General features: G+C 67.7%; 19 protein-coding genes. 13 read left to right on the forward strand and 6 right to left on the reverse strand.

Annotated features, from left to right (window positions below; all coding sequences use genetic code 11):
• Positions 1–26: 26 nt before the first annotated feature.
• Together AB0B25_RS03450 and AB0B25_RS03455 are read left to right on the forward strand one after the other, a co-directional pair.
• Positions 27–440: an AraC family transcriptional regulator gene (locus AB0B25_RS03450; RefSeq protein ID WP_357174170.1), complete on the forward strand. Its 414-nt coding sequence runs from the start codon at positions 27–29 to the stop codon at positions 438–440.
• A 79-nt stretch (positions 441–519) separates the two neighbouring features.
• Positions 520–957 carry a VOC family protein gene (locus AB0B25_RS03455; protein WP_357173990.1) on the forward strand — a complete coding sequence of 146 codons (438 nt, stop codon included), beginning with the start codon at positions 520–522 and terminating at the stop codon, positions 955–957.
• 70 nt (positions 958–1027) lie between these two features.
• Here AB0B25_RS03455 and AB0B25_RS03460 read toward each other — a convergent pair whose 3' ends face one another.
• Positions 1028–1534 carry a DUF2505 domain-containing protein gene (locus AB0B25_RS03460; protein ID WP_357173993.1) on the reverse strand — a complete coding sequence of 169 codons (507 nt, stop codon included), beginning with the start codon at positions 1532–1534 and terminating at the stop codon, positions 1028–1030.
• A 35-nt stretch (positions 1535–1569) separates the two neighbouring features.
• Here AB0B25_RS03460 and AB0B25_RS03465 point away from each other — a divergent pair, with 35 nt between their 5' ends.
• From AB0B25_RS03465 to AB0B25_RS03480, 4 genes are all read left to right on the forward strand, one after another.
• On the forward strand, positions 1570–2025 hold the full coding sequence (locus AB0B25_RS03465; RefSeq protein WP_357173996.1) for a DUF3592 domain-containing protein: 456 nt from the start codon (positions 1570–1572) through the stop codon (positions 2023–2025).
• A gap of 83 nt (positions 2026–2108) precedes the next feature.
• A complete protein-coding gene (locus AB0B25_RS03470; RefSeq protein WP_357173999.1) occupies positions 2109–3251 on the forward strand; it encodes a glycosyltransferase family 1 protein in 1143 nt (380 codons plus the stop codon).
• Between the two features lie 37 nt (positions 3252–3288).
• Complete coding sequence (locus tag AB0B25_RS03475) at positions 3289–4038, forward strand: demethylmenaquinone methyltransferase (RefSeq protein WP_357174005.1); 750 nt, start codon at positions 3289–3291, stop codon at positions 4036–4038.
• A gap of 114 nt (positions 4039–4152) precedes the next feature.
• Positions 4153–8340 carry a bifunctional nitrate reductase/sulfite reductase flavoprotein subunit alpha gene (locus tag AB0B25_RS03480; RefSeq protein WP_357174008.1) on the forward strand — a complete coding sequence of 1396 codons (4188 nt, stop codon included), beginning with the start codon at positions 4153–4155 and terminating at the stop codon, positions 8338–8340.
• A gap of 73 nt (positions 8341–8413) precedes the next feature.
• On the opposite strand, the gene AB0B25_RS03485 is transcribed toward AB0B25_RS03480, so the two are convergent.
• A complete protein-coding gene (locus tag AB0B25_RS03485) occupies positions 8414–9448 on the reverse strand; it encodes an aldo/keto reductase (RefSeq protein ID WP_357174011.1) in 1035 nt (344 codons plus the stop codon).
• An 83-nt stretch (positions 9449–9531) separates the two neighbouring features.
• Between AB0B25_RS03485 and AB0B25_RS03490 the strand changes: the two genes are divergently transcribed.
• On the forward strand, positions 9532–10197 hold the full coding sequence (locus AB0B25_RS03490; protein ID WP_357174013.1) for a TetR/AcrR family transcriptional regulator: 666 nt from the start codon (positions 9532–9534) through the stop codon (positions 10195–10197).
• Between the two features lie 61 nt (positions 10198–10258).
• Here AB0B25_RS03490 and AB0B25_RS03495 read toward each other — a convergent pair whose 3' ends face one another.
• Complete coding sequence (locus tag AB0B25_RS03495; RefSeq protein ID WP_357174016.1) at positions 10259–10837, reverse strand: TIGR03086 family metal-binding protein; 579 nt, start codon at positions 10835–10837, stop codon at positions 10259–10261.
• 391 nt (positions 10838–11228) lie between these two features.
• Between AB0B25_RS03495 and AB0B25_RS03500 the strand changes: the two genes are divergently transcribed.
• Positions 11229–11465 carry a hypothetical protein gene (locus AB0B25_RS03500; protein WP_357174019.1) on the forward strand — a complete coding sequence of 79 codons (237 nt, stop codon included), beginning with the start codon at positions 11229–11231 and terminating at the stop codon, positions 11463–11465.
• Positions 11466–11704: 239 nt separating this feature from the next.
• A complete protein-coding gene (locus AB0B25_RS03505; RefSeq protein ID WP_357174021.1) occupies positions 11705–11929 on the forward strand; it encodes a hypothetical protein in 225 nt (74 codons plus the stop codon).
• Between the two features lie 14 nt (positions 11930–11943).
• On the opposite strand, the gene menD is transcribed toward AB0B25_RS03505, so the two are convergent.
• The 3 genes from menD to AB0B25_RS03520 form a co-directional block, all read right to left on the reverse strand.
• Positions 11944–13584, reverse strand: a complete 1641-nt coding sequence (gene menD / locus AB0B25_RS03510; protein ID WP_357174024.1) for a 2-succinyl-5-enolpyruvyl-6-hydroxy-3-cyclohexene-1-carboxylic-acid synthase — start codon at positions 13582–13584, stop codon at positions 11944–11946.
• A gap of 300 nt (positions 13585–13884) precedes the next feature.
• Positions 13885–14331, reverse strand: coding sequence for a hypothetical protein (locus AB0B25_RS03515; RefSeq protein ID WP_357174027.1), 447 nt, complete (start codon positions 14329–14331; stop codon positions 13885–13887).
• Between the two features lie 74 nt (positions 14332–14405).
• On the reverse strand, positions 14406–15062 hold the full coding sequence (locus AB0B25_RS03520) for a PaaI family thioesterase (RefSeq protein ID WP_357174030.1): 657 nt from the start codon (positions 15060–15062) through the stop codon (positions 14406–14408).
• Between the two features lie 107 nt (positions 15063–15169).
• Here AB0B25_RS03520 and AB0B25_RS03525 point away from each other — a divergent pair, with 107 nt between their 5' ends.
• The 4 genes from AB0B25_RS03525 (at position 15170) to menE (ending at position 18083) form a co-directional block, all read left to right on the forward strand.
• A complete protein-coding gene (locus tag AB0B25_RS03525; protein ID WP_357174033.1) occupies positions 15170–16063 on the forward strand; it encodes a 1,4-dihydroxy-2-naphthoyl-CoA synthase in 894 nt (297 codons plus the stop codon).
• Position 16064: 1 nt separating this feature from the next.
• Complete coding sequence (locus AB0B25_RS03530; RefSeq protein WP_357174036.1) at positions 16065–16457, forward strand: VOC family protein; 393 nt, start codon at positions 16065–16067, stop codon at positions 16455–16457.
• Positions 16458–16713: 256 nt separating this feature from the next.
• Entirely contained in the window at positions 16714–16926 is a 213-nt protein-coding gene (locus tag AB0B25_RS03535; RefSeq protein ID WP_357174038.1) for a hypothetical protein, read from the forward strand.
• 23 nt (positions 16927–16949) lie between these two features.
• Positions 16950–18083 carry an o-succinylbenzoate--CoA ligase gene (gene menE, locus AB0B25_RS03540; protein ID WP_357174172.1) on the forward strand — a complete coding sequence of 378 codons (1134 nt, stop codon included), beginning with the start codon at positions 16950–16952 and terminating at the stop codon, positions 18081–18083.
• Positions 18084–18091: the final 8 nt, after the last annotated feature.

Consider the following 18091-nt stretch of genomic DNA (forward strand, 5'->3'; position numbering starts at 1 on the left):
CGGTGGGTGTGACGGACGGACAATCGATGCCGGGCCGACCGGCGCTGTCGCTGCTTCCACACCTGCGCCGCGCCAAGGACCTCGCCGACCGCCATTACGCGCAACCACTGAACCTGACCGAGCTGGCCGCGGCCGCCGGCGTGTCCAAATACCACTTCCTGCGCGCCTTCGCCGCGGTCTACGGATCGACCCCCGCCGCGTATCTGGCCGAGCGACGCATCGAGCGCGCACAGGATCTGCTGCGGGCGACCAACCTGACCGTCACCGAAGTGTGCATGGTGGTCGGGTACAGCAGCCTCGGCTCATTCAGCAGCAAGTTTCGGCAGCTGGTCGGGGTTACTCCCTCGCAGTACCAGGCGAAGTTCGCCGACGGCGCCCCTCGGATTCCCGGCTGCTTCGTGTTCATGCACGGCTTGTCGGATCGCAAGCGCCCCACCTGAGCCAGCACCGCCCCGCCTGAGGCACAACACCGCAATTTCGGAGAAGCCCGCGCTTCGGCGCCCGCCCTAGCCTGGTCGCATGACGACAATTACGAATGTCTCCCTGGTCACGGTGTATGTCACGGATCAGAACGCAGCCAAACAGTGGTATATCGACAAGCTCGGATTCGTCGAGACCGCCGATGTCATGATGGGCGACAACGGCTTCCGCTGGGTCGCCGTCGCGCATCCCGCGCACCCGGAGCTGGAGATCACGCTGATGCTCCCCGGCCCGCCGCTGGACGAGAACTACGCCGATGCGGTTCGGCGCGCGCTGGCCAGCGGCACGCACGGCTCACTCGGCCTGCGGACCGAGAACTGCCAGAAGACCTTCGAGGAACTCACCGCCAAAGGAGTGGAGTTCATCCAGCCGCCCGCCGATCGGCCCTACGGGATCGAGGCGATCATTCGGGACAACTCCGGGAACTGGCTGGTGCTGGTGGAGCCGAAGGAGTTCTCCCCGGGGGACTTCGCCTGATCTGCGTGGCAGGCATCCGGTACGGCTTCGCCGACGGGCCGTTGCGGGCGACTGGTGCGTCTCGGGCCGCTCAGGCGTCGGGCCGGGCGGCCAACCACTCCTCGATGGAGTGGCACTCGCCCGCCAGCACCCTCCGGTGCAGTTTCTCGGCGAGTGGCTCTATGGCTTTACCGACCAGAGCAACTTTGACCCGCACGCTGCCGATCACCTCGATCTCGGAACCTTCTGCGGTGGGACGCATCTCGTAGGTCCCGGACATCTCGGTGTTGATTCCGCCGGTGGTGATCTCGAAGGTGCCCTTGGCCACGGCGCCGTCGAGCGGCTGCCAGTTGTCGACGCGGGAGAAGGTCAGCTCGCTCGTGAGCACCTTGCGCACGAGGCCCGGAATCTTGTCGTCCGGGGCCTTTTCGGTCATGTGGATGCGAATGGAGTCGGCGCCGTCGGGATGCGACAGATCGAGGGTCGCCGTCTCGGCCACGGCGAAGCGCGTCTGCCAAGCGTCGTCGGTGGTGATTGCCCGGTGGAGCTCTTCGACCGGGACGGTATAAGGCACGGTGAAGCGGAATTTTCGGGACATGGCCGCCACCGTAGTCCAGCCGGTAGCCTGTGGCGGTGTCGGAAACCAGCGAGTCCACGCGGCGGTCGATCCGTCTGCGGCGGGCCAGGATCGGGGTGCTGACCGCAGCGACGGTGGTCAGCGTGCTGGTCGGACTGCTGGTGCTGGCCGCGTGGCGCAACGACTATCTGATCAGCTCCGACAAAGGCAGCACCACCGCCGAGGTGCTGTCGGCGGGCCGGCTGCGCTCGGCGGTCATGTACGTCACACCCGACGGCGAGACACATAATCCCAAGGTCGGCGTCCTGTATCCGACCAACCTCACCGCGGGTGAGCGCATCCGCGTGGAGTACAACCGCAGTGATCCCGACCTGGTGCGGGTGGAAGGCCGCGACGTGCGCGTCGCGATCCCACCGGCTCTGTCGGTCATCGTCGTGGTCTGGGTGCTCACGCTTCCGGCGCTGGTGCTGCTCACCCGCGCGTACAAACGCAGACTCGTGCCGGCGGTCTGACGTCCCCGACAGTTCGCCGGAACTTTCCGCGTTCTTCACGCCGGTGTGACGGCCCAGCGCCTTGTGCAGGTCAGCCTGGGAAGGTGCGTGTAGCGATCGTTGCGGAGTCGTTTCTGCCGAATATGAACGGCGTTGCCAACTCGGTGCTGCGGGTGCTCGAGCACCTGGACCGGCACGGGCACGACGCGATGGTCATCGCGCCGGACACGCCGCGCGGACTCCGCCCCGCCCCGCGCGGACATGGACGCTTCCCGGTGTACCGGGTGCCCGCGGTGAACGTGCCGAAGATCAGCTCGTTGCCGGTCGGACTGCCGGAGCCGGGCATCGTCTCGGCCATCGCCGACTTCGACGCCGACGTGGTGCACCTGGCATCGCCGTTCCTGCTCGGCGCCGGCGGTCTCGGCGCTGCGCTGCGCTTGGATCTGCCGACGGTGGCGGTCTACCAGACCAATGTCGCCGGGTTCGCCAAAAGTTACGGGCTGGGGCTGGCGAGCCGGGCGGCGTGGGGATGGACCCGACGCATCCACGAGGGCGCCACCCGCACCCTCGCACCCTCCCGGGCCGCCGTCGAGGACCTGGCCGGGCACGGCATCCCCCGCGTCCACCGATGGGGCCGCGGCGTGGACATCGCGCGCTTCACACCGTCGGCCAGGTCCGCGGCGCGGCGCGACGCCTGGCGGCGCGGGCAGGCGAAGTTGCTGGTCGGCTTTGTGGGGCGACTCGCGCCGGAGAAGCACGTCGAGCGACTGGCGGTGCTCGCCGCCGATTCCGACATCCAGCTGGTGATCGTCGGAGAAGGGCCGGAGCGCCGCCGACTGACCCGTCTGATGCCCGACGCCGTATTCACCGGCGAGCTCGGCGGCGACGACTTGGCCAGGGCGTACGCGAGCTTGGACGTGATGGTGCACGCGGGTGAGCACGAGACGTTCTGCCAGGGCGTGCAGGAGGCGCTGGCCTCGGGCGTTCCGGTGATCGGCCCCGACGCGGGCGGGCCGCGCGACCTGATCGCGCACTGCCGCAACGGCTACCTCCTCCCCATCGACCGCTTCTGTGAGCTGCTGCCCAGCGCCGTCGCGGCATTGCATGATCCGGCCCTGCGCACCAAATTCGCGGGGGCTGCGCGGAAGTCGGTGTTGTCGCGGACCTGGCCGGCCATCTGTACCGAGCTGATGGGGCACTACGCCGAGGTGACCGGGGCACGGATTCGGTTGCCGCATACAGCCTGAACACCGCTCGTTCCGCGATCGCGCGGTCACGATCTTCATGCCACGCTGGGTACGTCTCGGGGAGCAAGTTAGGGTCAGTGGCGTGGCGAAAACGCAATCGCATCGGGCCTCACTGGACAAGCGGCCGCACGAGGTCGCGTCGATGTTCGACGGTGTCGCACGGCGATACGATCTGACCAACACCATTATCTCCGGTGGTCAGGATCGCTACTGGCGTCGGGCGACCCGCAAGGCGCTCGCGCCACGGCCGGGTGAGCGTCTGCTCGACCTGGCGGCCGGCACCGGTGTGTCCACGCTGGAGCTGCAGAAATCCGGCGCGTGGTGCCTGGCCGCCGACTTCTCGCAGGGCATGTTGGCCGCCGGGCAGTTCCGCAGGGTGCCGATGGTAGCGGCCGACGCGACGGCGCTGCCGTTCGCGGACGACTCGTTCGACGCGGTGACCATCTCCTACGGGCTGCGCAATATCGTCGACGCCGATCTCGCGCTCCGCGAGATGCTGCGGGTCACCAAGCCCGGCGGCAGGCTGGTGGTGTCCGAGTTCTCCACCCCGACCTTCCCGGTGTTACGCACGGTCTACATGGAGTACCTGATGAAGGCACTGCCTGTGGTAGCGCGCACCGTGAGCAGCAATCCGGACGCCTACGTCTACCTGGCCGAATCCATCCGTGCCTGGCCGAATCAGCGCCAACTCGCGATGCGGATCGCGGCCACCGGGTGGGCGTCGGTGCAGTGGCGTAACCTCACCGGCGGCATCGTGGCCCTGCATCGAGCGTACAAACTCGGCTGAGCCGGCGACCCCCGTCACACCTCACGGACGAACGGTGCGGCTGTGCGGCGGAATGTCACCTGCCGCTAACGCGCGGTAAATTCCGCGCAATCGGCGGTCAGCATGATCGGAGGCATGTCCGACGCACTGACCAGCCGTAGCGGCGGCACCGCCCGTACGGCGTGCTCGTACTGCGGCGTCGGCTGCGGAATCACGGTGCAGACCGCCCCCGGCAACGCCGGTACCCCGGTGATCGCCAAGGTATCCGGCGACAAACTACACCCGGCCAACGCCGGCAAACTGTGCACCAAGGGAGCGACGCACGCCGAGTTGATGCGCAGCACCGGACGCATGCAGACCGCCTACCGGCGTTCCGAGCGTGGTCAGGTCCCGGCGCCGTTTCCGGTCGACCACGCGGTACACGAGGCGGCGACCCGGCTCCGGGCGATCCTGGACGAGCACGGTCCGGACGCGATCGCGCTGTATGTCTCCGGACAGATGTCGCTGGAGGCGCAGTACCTCGCGACCAAGCTGGCCAAGGGGTACCTGCGGACGGTGCACATCGAGGCGAACTCCAGGTTGTGCATGGCCAGCGCGGGGACCGGGTACAAGCAGTCGCTCGGCGCGGACGGGCCGCCTGGCTCTTATGACGACTTCGAGCACGCGGACCTGTTCTTCGTGATCGGCGCGAACATGGCCGACTGCCATCCCATCCTGTTCCTGCGGATGGCCGAACGGCTCGCGGCGGGGGCGAAACTGATCGTGGTCGACCCGCGCCGCACCGATACCGCCGTCCGAGCCGACCTCTTCCTGCAGATCGCGCCGGGCACGGATCTCGCCTTGCTCAACGGACTGCTGCACCTGCTGGTCACGAATGGCGACATCGATGCGGAGTTCATCGCCGAGCACACCGAAGGCTGGGAAGCGATGCCGCAGTTCCTGGCCGACTATCCGCCACAGCGGGTCGCCGAGATCACCGGACTCGCCGAATCCGACATCCGCACCGCCGCACGGTGGATCGGCGCGGCCGGCGAGTGGATGTCGCTGTGGACGATGGGACTCAATCAGTCCACGCACGGCACCTGGAACACCAACGCGCTGTGCAACCTGCACCTGGCCACCGGCGCCATCTGTCGTCCCGGCAGCGGCCCGTTCTCACTCACCGGGCAGCCGAATGCCATGGGCGGACGCGAAATGGGTTACATGGGGCCGGGGCTGCCCGGCCAACGCAGCCTCCTGTCCCCCGCCGATCGTGAGTTCGTCGAGACCGCGTGGGGCCTCGAACCGGGGACACTGCGCACCGAGGCCGGGCCGGGAACGATCGACATGTTCCGCGCGATGACGACGGGAGAGATCCGAGCGGCCTGGATCATCTGCACCAATCCCGTTGCCACCGTGCCGAATCGGCGACAGGTGATCGCGGGCTTGGAGGAAGCCGAACTGGTGATCGTCCAGGACGCCTATACCGATACCGCGACCAACGCCTACGCCGACCTGCTGCTGCCCGCCACATTGTGGGCGGAATCCGATGCGGTAATGGTGAATTCGGAACGCAATCTGACCCTGCTGCAACAGTCGGTCCCGCCGATCGGCGCTGCGCGACCGGATTGGCGGATAATCGCCGACATCGCTACCGCCATGGGGTTTCCTGGTTTCCACTTCGCCTCCAGCGCAGAAGTCTTCGCCGAGATACAACAATTCGCGAATCCCGCGACCGGCTACGACTTGCGCGGCGTGAGTTATGCAGCGCTGCGCGCGGGGCCGATGCAGTGGCCGTGTGCGGAGCCCGAACGCAGGCGCAACCCGATCAGATACCGCAACGACGGTGTCAGCCAGGAGCTGTTTGTCGACGCGAACGGGCATCGGCCCCGGCTCGCGTTCGCCACGCCGACCCGCCGCGCGGTGTTCTGGCCGCGTCCGCACATGCTGCCGGAAGAGATGCCGGACGACGACTACCCGTTCCTGCTCAACACCGGTCGCCTGCAGCATCAGTGGCACACGATGACCAAGACCGGAAAGATCGACAAGCTGAGCAGACTGACCGGCGCTCCGTTCGTCGAGGTGCATCCCGCCGATGCCGAACGACTCGGTCTGCGCGCGGGTGATCAGCTCGAGATCGCCTCGCGCCGCGGTCGGGCTGTGTTGCCCGTCGAGGTGAGCGACCGGGTTCGTCCGGGCGATTGCTTCGCCCCGTTCCATTGGAACGACGAGCAGGGCGAGTACCTGACCATCAACGCGGTCACCAATGACGCGGTCGACCCGGCGTCACTCCAGCCCGAGTTCAAGGCATGCGCCGTGGCTTTGCGGCAGGTCACGACTGTGCCCGACGCCCCAGCCGCGTCTACATACGCGTCCTCAGCGCACCCTTTGGCGGCCGTGCTCGGACTCGACGGCGCCACACCACCCACGCTGGGCGAGACCGAGCGCGTCTACCTGAGCGGGTATCTCGCCGCGCTGCACTCGATTACGGTGTCCGGCCAGCCGGTGCTTCCGGAATCGGCGCCGATTTCCGCGCGCGGCAAAGTGTGGATCGATGGGCTGCTCGCCGGAATGTATTCGCGCGCAGCAGTGCCGACGTCCGCGGTGAACGACGCGCGGGAGCAGGCGATCACCGTGCTGTGGGCGTCGCAGACCGGCACCGCGGAGGAATTCGCCGCGCGAGCAGCGGCGCGCCTCACCGAAGGCGGCTTTCGCCCCAGGCTGCTCGACCTGGACTCCTGCGAACTGAGCGCGGTGAACGGTGACGTGCTGGTGATCAGTAGCACCTTCGGCGACGGAGGTCCGCCCGACAACGGAACCGATTTCTGGGATCGCCTGGCCACAGCCGAGATCCGATTGACCGGTGTGCGTTACGCGGTGTTCGCTCTCGGCGACTCCGCTTTCGACGACTTCTGCGGCTATGGTCGCAAACTCGACGAGAAGCTGGCCGAACTCGGCGCGACGAGGCTGCTACCGCGCGTCGACAACGAACCGGACTATGCGGACGCGGCGGCGGACTGGCTCGAAGACGTGCTCGTCGCGTTCGGCGACGGTCGGTCCGATGAGCGGGGCGACTCGCCAGTCGAGCCCCCCGTGCGGACCGGAAACGGTGGCGGGCGCACGGCGAGCCGCCGCGTAGTGACCGCTGAGCAGCTACCTGCCGCCGACCCGATACTCGACCGCGCCCGTATCCGGTCCACGCCGTTCACCCGCGCTGCGCCGCTACGCGCTCCGCTGGTACGCAACCAGCTGTTGTCCGCGAAGGGCTCGCCGAAAGAGGTGCGCCAGTTCGGGTTCGACCTCAGCGGGCTCGATGCCGGATACCAGGTGGGCGATTCGCTGGGCGTCTGGCCGATGAACAACTCGTCGCTCGTCGCGGAGTGGCTGTCGGCCACCGGGCTCGACGGCCGCCGCATCATCGAGGTCGACCACCACGAGTTGCCACTCGCCGAGGCGCTGCACGCGCACTACGACATCACCAGGGTGAGCCATGACTTGCTCGGGTTTCTCGCCGAGCGCAATCACAGCAACCAGCTCGCCAAACTGCTGCGCAAAGACAACCGGAACGAGCTGGAGAACTATCTGTGGGACCGCCAGGCGGTCGATGTGCTGCGGGACTTCCCGGTGCGCGCGGACCTGGTCGAGTGGCTCGATACGCTGAAGAAGCTGCAGCCGCGCCACTATTCGATCTCGTCGAGCCCGCTGGTCAGCCCGGATGAGGTACAGCTGACCGTCGGTGTGGTGCGCTACGGTGATCCGAGGGCCATCGGGTCGGGCGCCCGGCGCGGTGGGGTGTGCTCCACGTTTCTCGCCGACCGAGTGGGCGCGGGACGCGCGGACGCGGCGGTGCCGATCTTTCTGCAGCGAGCGCCGCACTTCCGTCCGCCGGCCGACCCGAGCACGCCGATGATCATGGTAGGTCCGGGCACCGGCATCGCGCCGTTCCGCGGCTTCCTCCAGGAACGCAGGGCCTTGGGCTGCCTCGGGCGGAACTGGCTGTTCTTCGGCGATCAGCATGCGGCACAGAACTTCTACTACCGCGCCGAACTGGAGGACATGTTCCGCTCCGGCTTCCTGACCCGCCTGGACTTGGCTTTCTCCCGCGACCAGCGGGAGCGGATCTACGTGCAGCACCGCATGATCGAGCACGGTGGCGAACTGTGGTCCTGGCTGCGCGACGGCGCCCACTTCTACGTCTGCGGAGATGCCGAACGCATGGCCAAGGATGTCGACGAGACCCTGCTGCAGATCGCTCGCGTCCACGGCAAGCTCGACGAGGACTCCGCTCTGGCTTTCAAGAAGCGGCTGATCGCCGAAAAACGCTATGTTCGCGATGTCTACTGACTTCGCCGACTGACCGCCGACTCATCTCGATCGGTTTCACCGTGTCGTGGCCGGAGCGTGACACCAGGTTCGCTCACACCGCGGGTGGGTTCAGGCGAGCGAAGTCGGCGAGGCGATAGTACGGGTAGTACGGATAGGGCGGGGTGGTGGCGCCGGCCTTGTCCAGACGCGCGATCTGGTCTGCTTCGAGTTCCCAGCCGATGGCGCCGAGATTCTGGCGCAGCTGGTCCTCGTTGCGGGCGCCGACGATGACCGTCGAGACGGTGGGGCGACGCAGCAGCCAGTTGAGGGCGACCTGCGCCACGGTCTTTCCGGTCTCGGCGGCGAGTTCGTCCAAGACGTCGACGACGTCGTAGAGCTTCTCGTCGTCCACCGGCGGACCTGCCTCGGCGGTCTGGTGCAGCCTGCTGCCTTCCGGAAGGGCGTGGCCGCGACGGATTCTGCCGGTGAGCCGGCCCCACCCGAGCGGACTCCAGACGACCGCGCCGACTCCCTGGTCCCGTCCGAGCGGCATGAGTTCCCACTCGTAGTCGCGCCCGACCAGCGAGTAGTAGACCTGATGCGCGACATACCTGGTCAGACCGTTTCGGTCGGCGAAGGCAAGGGATTTCATCAGCTGCCAGCCCGCGAAGTTCGACGCGCCGACGTAACGGATCTTGCCCGCGCGTACCAGGTCGTCCAGGGCTGTGACGACTTCGTGCACCGGGGTTCCCGCGTCGAAGGCGTGCAGCTGGAACAGGTCGATGTAATCGGTGCCCAGCCTGCGCAGCGAAGCCTCCACCGCCGCGATCAGCCTGGCCCGGCCCGACCCGGCGTCCACAGGGCGGGGACCGGTCGGCAATGACGCCTTGGTGGACAGCAGCACCTGATCGCGCCTGCCCTTGATGGCGGCGCCGAGCACTTCTTCGGAGGCTCCGTCGGAATACACGTCAGCCGTGTCGAACATGGTGACGCCGGCCGCCAGACTGATGTCGACCAACCTCCGCGCCTGCTCGGCGTCGGTATCGCCCCAGGCGCCGAACAATGCACCGCGACCGCCGAAGGTGGCGGCGCCGAAGCTCAGGGCCGGGACGAGTAGACCTGATGCGCCGAGCCGCCGGTACTCCATGAGAACTCCTAAAGGGTCTATTGTTCCATTAACCACCGAGACGATACGCCCGCGCTAACGTTAAATGAAACTGGAGTCCCGTTATGGATCACGACGAGGCCGCACCCGGTTCGGTTCGCCCTGGCGGACGGACCGCGCGGATCCGCGCGGCAGTGCTGCGCGTCGCGGGCGATCTGCTTGCCGAACGCGGCTTCGGCGCATTGGATCTGGGCGAGGTCGCCGCCGCGGCCCAGGTGGGCAAGACCACCGTCTACCGGCGCTGGCGCACCCCGGCGGGCTTGGTCACCGATCTACTGGCGGACATGGCCGAACAATCCCTTTCGCACGTCGACACCGGCACACTGCTCGCCGATCTCACCACCAACGCCCGCCTGGTCGCCGAGACCCTGACCGACCCTCGCCAAGGGAGGCTGTTTCGAGCCGTCATCGCGGCCGCTACCTGCGACGAGACCGCCGCCGCCGCGCTTCGCCGGTTCTACGACGTCCGACTCACGGAATGGGCTCCCTGCATCGCGGCCGCCATCCGCCGCGGCGAGGCTCCTCCCGGCACCGATGCCCGAGCCGTCCTGTCCGCTGTCTCCGGACCGCTCTACTACCGCCTGCTCGCCAGCAGCGACCCCATCGACGACACGACGATCTGTGCCGCCGCCGCTGCCGCCACGTGCGCCGCGCGGGCCGGGGTGTTCGTCACCACTACGGAAACGGTTGCCAGCAAACTACGTGACCCGAGTTCGGTGGGTGCGCAGTGATCTGGACACCGTCCGTCGTCGTGAAACACGTCAACGGCACCTCGGTCCGATCCGACGCGGGCTAGGCGATCCAGCCCGGATCGCGCCCGGTACGGCCCAGAATCCGGTGCAGCACAGGCGCATCGGCCGGGATCGGCACCACCGGGCCGAACAGGCCCGGCGTGCCTTCGGACGGGGTATCGCGCAAGAATTCGATGAGTACCGCGAGGTCGGCAGCAGCAAAGCTAGGTTGCTGCCCAGTTGCCGTGGCGAGGTCCCAACAGTGGATGACCAATTCGTCCAGTGCGACCAGGGCCATCTCCGCGGCGGGCATCGAGACGCCGCCCGCCTCGGTAGCACCGTCCCATGCCGCGGGTTCGCGCCACGCGGAGACGAGATCCTTCAGTTGGGCGGGAATCCTGTCGCGCCAGTCGGTCACCAGCGGAATGGCCGGCGCCGAATTCGGCGCGACGGAGCCACCGACCGCTTCTTTGGTGGCAGCCTGTCGAAAAGCCTCGGTCAGGTCGACGACGTGGACAAGCAGGTCACGCACAGTGGTATCGGCACACGGCGTCCGACCGCTGAGCTGATCGTCGGTGACGCCGCCGATCACCGCCTCTAGCGCGGTCGCGGCTGGTTCGAAATCGAATTCGGGATTCATCGAGGCTCCTGAGGGCAGGGATATCTCCACCTGGTGAGACGCGGTAGCCCGACAGAATTCATCGGTCCGAGTAGCCACGCCGACCAATCGCGTCGAGATTTACTGCGGCCCAGCCGGCCTTCAAACCCGGCGTGTCTGATTCAAACACGCTATGACCTGCCCGGACCTGCTGGACGTCATCCGGTGACCTGAACGCTGATCGGGCTCGACATCGGGCGCGCGCAAACACACAGCACTGCGGATCCGTTGCGTCCGGCCACCGTTTCGATGCGACGTGATCGCTCCGCTCGGAGGGACAGCGCCGTCTCGATCGACCCTTGCGACAGCCGCCCAGCACCACCGTTATCGACTCGTAGCAGCGAAAGCAGCTGGTAAAGACGAGAATTGGTAGATGAAGGGCGATCGGGTGGAGATCGTTGTCGATATCGGCGGCGGGTCGCGCACGTATGAAGTGGTCGCGACACGGGCAGGGCGGCGGGTCGAAGTGCGGATCGCTCGCGGCGTCGTCGAAGTCAGTGAAGTGACGCGTACCGGAACGCCGGTACGAACCGCACGCTTCATGGCGGGACGCACGCTGGCGCTGGTGGAGCACCCGGCGAACGGAACGGCCGAGCGGGACGGGGAATAGGGGTCACCGACGGATCCACCGGTGCCCACCGTGTCGTTCCCGGGTTGCTGCGCTGAAGCTAGTGTCGGACGCCGAGGCGCCGCCACGAGTGCAGCTGATCCCTGATCGACACGCGGACATGGTTGCCCCGGAGCCGCACTGCGGGCATCCTCGAAGCTGTCGGATTCGGTGTGCCCGGGTCGATGGTGCGTGCCACGCCGGGTTCCCGATCGGGAGCACTACGCGGAGAGGAGTGCACGATGACAGACCCCATCACGGAGGCGGTCCCGGAGGCCGATCTCGCGGAGCAGTCGGTTCTCGCGTACCCGGACGAGCCGGTGACCCTCGATGACGTATCCGGGCCGGACGACAGCGACGAGTTCGCGCTCATCGAGCGCAAAGAATGGGATGCGAACCCGGCGGACGTGGTCGAGCAGTTGATTGCGGTCCCGCTCGACGACGACGAGGCCGACCTCGAATACTGACCGGTCGAGTCTCGTCAGGCGATCTTCGCCCGCACCGTCGCGTGTAGTTCGCGCAAACTCGACCGCTCGGTGGCTACCTCGAGCACCCGCATGCCGTGCCCGTGCCCGGTGAGTTCGCCGGCCAGCTGCTCCGGATCGACCTGGCGGTGCGGGATGCGGTAGGCGGCGCACAGCGCGGCCAGATCCATTCCGTGCGGGGTGCCGAAGACCCGCTCGAACACGCCCGCGTATTGCGGATCGCCCTGCTCGAGCAGCTCGAAGATGCCGCCGCCATCGTCGTTGGCGACCACGATGGTCAGGTCGGCGGGGCGCGGTTCGCCGGGCCCGATCAGCAGACCGGACGCGTCGTGCAGGAAGGTGAGGTCGCCGATCAGCGCGATGGTGCGGCCCTCATGGTGGAGCGCGGCGCCGACCGCGGTGGACACCGTGCCGTCGATGCCTGCGACACCGCGGTTCGACAGCACCCTGACGCCCGGCCGCGGCGGCGAGACCAGCGCGGCGTCGCGTACCGGGTTCGATGCGCCGAGCAGCAATTGGTCGCCGGCACGCAACGCGTCCATCACGACCGCCGCGACGTGCAGTCCGGTCGGCTTCGGATGACGCGCGAGTTCGGCGCGCACCACCTGATTGGCCTTCGCGTCGAGCTCACGGCAGTGCGCAAGCCATCGGGCGCTGGGCGTTCCGCTGGTGACCGCGCGCGTCCCGGTGCCCACTACGTTGCCCGACACGTCGGGCCAGCGCGGGCCGGTAGTGAGCGCGTACACCCGAACGTCCGGATCGGCGAGCACCTTCGAGACCTGCCGGTGCAACGTAGGGCGCCCGGTGATGATCGCCTGCCGCGGCTTCAGCAGCGGCAACACGAGCGGGTGCAGCGCTGGGCCGTGCATGGGGGCGGTGGGCTCGGCGACGGTCGGCAGATTCGCCAGTTCCGGGCGCAGTCCGGCACCGTGGCCGGAAATCACCACGGTGTCGGGGGTGAGATCGAGGTCGAGTGGCACGTCCAGCGTCGCGTACTGGGTCTCGGTCCAGGCATGCCCACCCGCGCGGCCGGCTGGGGTGGACTCGTTCGGCGCGAGATCGGGCACCAGTGGCTCACGCAATGGAATGTCGAAGTGCACCGGGCCCGCGTTGCCGGAACGAGTGCCGCGGGCCGCCGCCAGCACACGACAGACGGTCGAGCGCCACTGGCTGTTCTGGTGTCCGTAAGACGCGTGGTTGCCGTCACTCGCCTCCTCCTCGGCGAGGCCGAGCGAGATGGCGGCGCGCACCTGACTACCGAACAGGCCGAACTGCTCGACGGTCTGATTCGCGCCGGAGCCGAGCATCTCGTAGGGCCGGTTGGCGCTGAGCACCACCAGTGGCACCCTCGCGTAGTTCGCCTCGAGCACGGCAGGTCCGAGGTTGGCCACGGCGGTTCCCGAGGTCATCACGACCGGAACCGGAAGACGGCTCGCGATGGCGAGCCCGACGGCGAGGAAGCCGGCCGTCCGTTCGTCGATCCGCATGTGCAGCCGCAGCCGGCCGGCCGCGTCGGCGGCCTGCAGGGCGAAGGCCAGCGGAGCATTCCGGGAGCCTGGGCACAGGACGACGTCCCGTACGCCCCCGCGCGCGAGTTCGTCCACGACGACCTGCGCTTGTGCTGTTGACGGGTTCACGGCTCCAGCCTCCCAGACAGGGGCCGCGCAGTCTCCCTTGGGAGGAGGTGTCTGTCGTGCAGCGCATACTCGCGACCCTTCGATGGCTCGCGGCTGGCGACCGAGGCTCGCGACTATGGTCGCTTGTGCTTCGGTCGCCCGGCCGCGAGCCGGACCACGAACGGCGTCAAGACTCGCACGGTGGTGGTCGATGGTGACGGAGCCCGGTGCGGGCCGGGGACCGTCGGGGGCGTCGTGCGCGCGCACATCGAGAGCCGAGTCGTGTTCGCGCTCTCGATGTGCGACCGACGCCGCACCGAATCAGTTGGCGTGCTTCTGGATCAGGTCGCCGACCCGAGGAAGCGCCTCGATGACGTTCTTCTTCGCCGAGGAACGCATCGAGGAGTAGACCTTCTGCAGTGCGGGGCGGGTGGAGGACTCGGCACGCGCGTCGGTCACCGCGAGCAGCGCCTCGGCGACCTCGTCGGACTTGGCGACCAGCAGGTCGGCGAAGGTGCCCGCGCCCGACGCGCCGTATTCCTGCCAGAACGGCTCCAACTGCGCGACCAGCTTGGGCGCCAACGACTCCAGCGCGTCGGACACGATCGACGGGCTGATCTTCTTGACCGCCGCGTAACCGCCCTTCACCGCCAGGCCGGACGCACCACCCTTGTCCGAGACCTCGGCATCAAGAACCTCGACGGCATCGGCAAGGAATGCCGTGCGCTTGGCGTCGTCGAGCAGGGATTCAGACAGTGCTGCAACCACTTTCAGGTTCCTCCGGATCAGTTTCAATGAACGAGCGAGGGAAACTATACGCACCCGCGCCCGCATTCACCCGGCTACGGCTGCCAGGGCAGCAACTGGACCATCAACCCTTCGCAGTCCGCGAGCAGATTGCCCTGCTCATCGAGCAATTCGGCGATGATGAAAGTTTTGCGCCCTTCGATCCGGTCCACCCGCCCGCGAACGGTCAGCGGCGTTTCCAACGGTGTGATCTTCCGGTAGTTCACGTGCAGGTAGGCCGTGCGGCTGATCGGCCGTCCCGCGTAGTGCACGATCATTCCGAGCAGATCGTCGAACAGCAGCGGCAGTACGCCGCCGTGCGCGGCGCCGTTGCCGCCGAGATGAAAACGGCGGAATTCTCCGGTCATCCGGATGCCGTCCGGCCCCGCTTCGACAACCTGCCACGGCAGCAGCAGAAGGCTGCCCCGTCCGGGCAGTTCGACGGCTCGGCCCGCGGGGCCCCGCAACTCCGGCGCCCGATGGGGCTCGAGCAGATCGATCAACTCACGGGCTTTCGCGAGCGCGTCACCGTATACCGTGTCCGGCGCGTCCACCGAGACCGCGAGATCTTGCAACGTCCGCATGGCCTCGACGAACGGGCCGAAGTTGGGCCCGGTCCGCGCGCGGGAGACCTTCGGAAATCCCCCGTGCTGCTCGTAGCGGGACTCGTCCACCGCACTCCGGTCGATAACCGGCTTCACTCGCTCGCTCATACTTGCACGGTAACGCCTGATTTTACACCGTCAAGTCAGGACCGTCGCGCCCCTGCGCCAGCGACGGCGCGGCGGCGCGGGGCCGATACCGAGCAATAATCACAGACGTGACGTTCAATCCGAAGCTGTGGCGACCCGTACCCGGGTTCGAGAATCTGACCGATATCACCTACCACCGGCATATCGAGCAAGGCACCGTCCGCGTCGCGTTCGACCGGCCGGAGGTGCGCAATGCGTTTCGCCCGCACACGGTCGACGAACTCTTTCGGGCTCTCGACCACGCGAGGATGACACCGGACGTCGGCGCGGTGCTGCTCACCGGTAACGGGCCGAGCCCCAAAGACGGTGGCTGGGCCTTCTGCTCCGGCGGCGATCAGCGCATCCGCGGACGTAGCGGCTACCAGTACGCCAGCGGCGACACCGCGGACACGGTGGACCAGGCCCGCGCGGGCCGGTTGCACATCCTGGAGGTGCAACGACTGATCCGTTTCATGCCGAAGGTCGTCATCGCGCTGGTGAACGGCTGGGCCGCGGGCGGTGGACACAGTCTGCACGTGGTCTGCGACCTCACCCTGGCCAGCCGCGAGCACGCCCGTTTCAAGCAGACCGACGCCGATGTGGGCAGTTTCGACGGCGGCTACGGCAGCGCGTACCTGGCGAAGATGGTCGGCCAGAAGTTCGCCCGTGAGATCTTCTTCCTCGGTCGTCCCTATACCGCCGAGGAGATGCACCAGATGGGCGCGGTCAACACAGTGGTCGACCACGCCGAACTGGAAGACGTCGCGCTGGAGTGGACCGCCGACATCAACGGCAAATCCCCCCAGGCGCAACGGATGCTGAAATACGCGTTCAACCTGCTCGACGACGGGCTCGTCGGTCAGCAACTGTTCGCGGGCGAGGCGACTCGGATGGCCTACATGACAGACGAGGCCGTCGAGGGCCGTGACGCGTTTCTGCAGAAGCGCGCACCGGACTGGAACCCCTACCCCTGGCACTTCTGATATGGACATCCTCAGCAGCCGAATCATTTTGCGCCCCGCGGATTACGCGGTCACGCTCGCGTTCTACCGCGACGGGCTGCAGTTGGCCATCGCGCGCGAGTATCCCGCCGGCACGGTCTTCTTCGCGGGCCAGTCGTTGATCGAGGTGGCCGCGCACGGCGGATCGGGAGACTCGTCGTCGTTTCAGGGCGCCATCTGGTTGCAGGTCCGCGATGTGTCCGACGCGGCCACCGAACTCGCCCTGAAGGGAATCGCGCTGGACCGACCGCCGGTGGAGGAGCCATGGGGGCTGATCGAGATGTGGGTGCGCGATCCCGACGGGGTCCCGATCGTTCTCGTCGAGGTCCCGCGCTTGCATCCGCTTCGACGGGATTCGCGCTGGTCGACCGAGTGACATCGGTTCCGTTCGGCATTTCGGAGCGCGTGACCGAGTTGCCGACGTGGCAACCATCGAGGACGATGACGGTCCATGGTCACCGACCGCCGATGTCCGGGAACCATGTCCACGTTACGTCCGACGAATGAATCGCAGTCTCGATGCTTGGCGACCCTGAGTCCGATCTGTCCGAATGGCCGCGCCCGGTTGTGCTCGACTCCGCTAGACCGACCCGTTCCACATGCGGCGACGCGGACATGACACGATCCCTACCGTGAGGGAGCGCAGCGAGCGAGCCATGTCCACCGTGCGGGAGCGCAGCGGGCGTGTCTACGCCACCGTGCGGGAGCGCAGCGGGCGTGTCTACGCCACCGTGCGGGAGCGCAGTGGGCGTGTCTACGCCACCGTGCGGGAGCGCAGTGGGCGAGTTCGCGCGACAGCGCCTCGTGGCATGACGGAGTCGGGCGAACAGCGAGGCGAGTCGTGAGCAGGACACTGCGGACCTTGCCGATGCCCACCGGATCCGGCATCGGCGAAGTCATACCGCATCTGCGCGAGGCGATGGAGGGCAGCGGGCCCGCTTGGCTGCCGATTCCCACCAGCGACCGCCGCGAGGCGCGGCGTCTGAGTGACGCGCTGTCGCCGGGCGAGCCGATCGATGACGAAGTCGCTCTCGTAGTGACCACCTCCGGCACTACCGGCGTGCCGAAAGGCGCGATGCTCAGCGCGTCGGCGCTGCGCGCCAGTGGGACTGCGACGCACGACCGCCTCGGGGGTCCAGGCAGCTGGCTGCTGGCCTTGCCGACCCACCACATCGCGGGCATCCAGGTGCTGCTGCGCAGCATTCTGGCGGGCACCGAACCCACCGTGCTCGACGTGTCCGGCGGCTTCCTGCCCGAGGCGCTGGCCGGCGCCATCGCCGGTATGCGCGGCGACCGCAGGTATACGGCGCTGGTCCCGACGCAGTTGATCAAGGCCCTGGACGCGCCGGTCGCGACGAAGGCACTGGCTGGCCTGGACGGCGTGCTCGTCGGCGGCGCGGCGACCCCCCTTCCGGTCTACGAGCGCGCGCGGGCCGCCGGTATCACCGTGGTTCGCAGCTACGGCATGAGCGAGACCTGTGGCGGCTGCGTGTACGACGGCGTCCCGCTGCACGACACGATGGTGCGCATCGAGGACAGCCGGGTGGTACTCGGTGGCGCGATGATCGCCTCGGGCTACCGCAACCAGCCCGACCATCCCGCCTTCGCCGAACCTGGCTGGTTCCGCACCGAAGACGCGGGCACCTTCGAAGACGGTGTGCTGAGCATCACCGGACGACTCGACGAGGCCATCATGACCGGCGGCTTGGTGGTATTTCCGCAGGTGGTCGAAGCGGTGTTGAGCACCCATCCGGCGATCAACGAGGTCGTCGTACTCGGGCTACCGGACGATCGACTCGGACAACGTGTCGCAGCCGCGGTGGTCCCGACCGCGGGCACGGCGCCCAACCTCGCCGAACTACGCGACCACGTACTCGCGGAATTGGACTCCATCGCCGCGCCACGCGAACTGGTGTTGCTCGACGAACTCCCACTGCGCGGCCCGGGCAAGCCGGACCGGGCCAAGCTCCGCGAACACCTCCTCACCAACTCGACACGCTAACTCGTCGG

It is taken from the genome of Nocardia sp. NPDC049190 (genome assembly GCF_040648115.1).
GTDB lineage: Bacteria > Actinomycetota > Actinomycetes > Mycobacteriales > Mycobacteriaceae > Nocardia.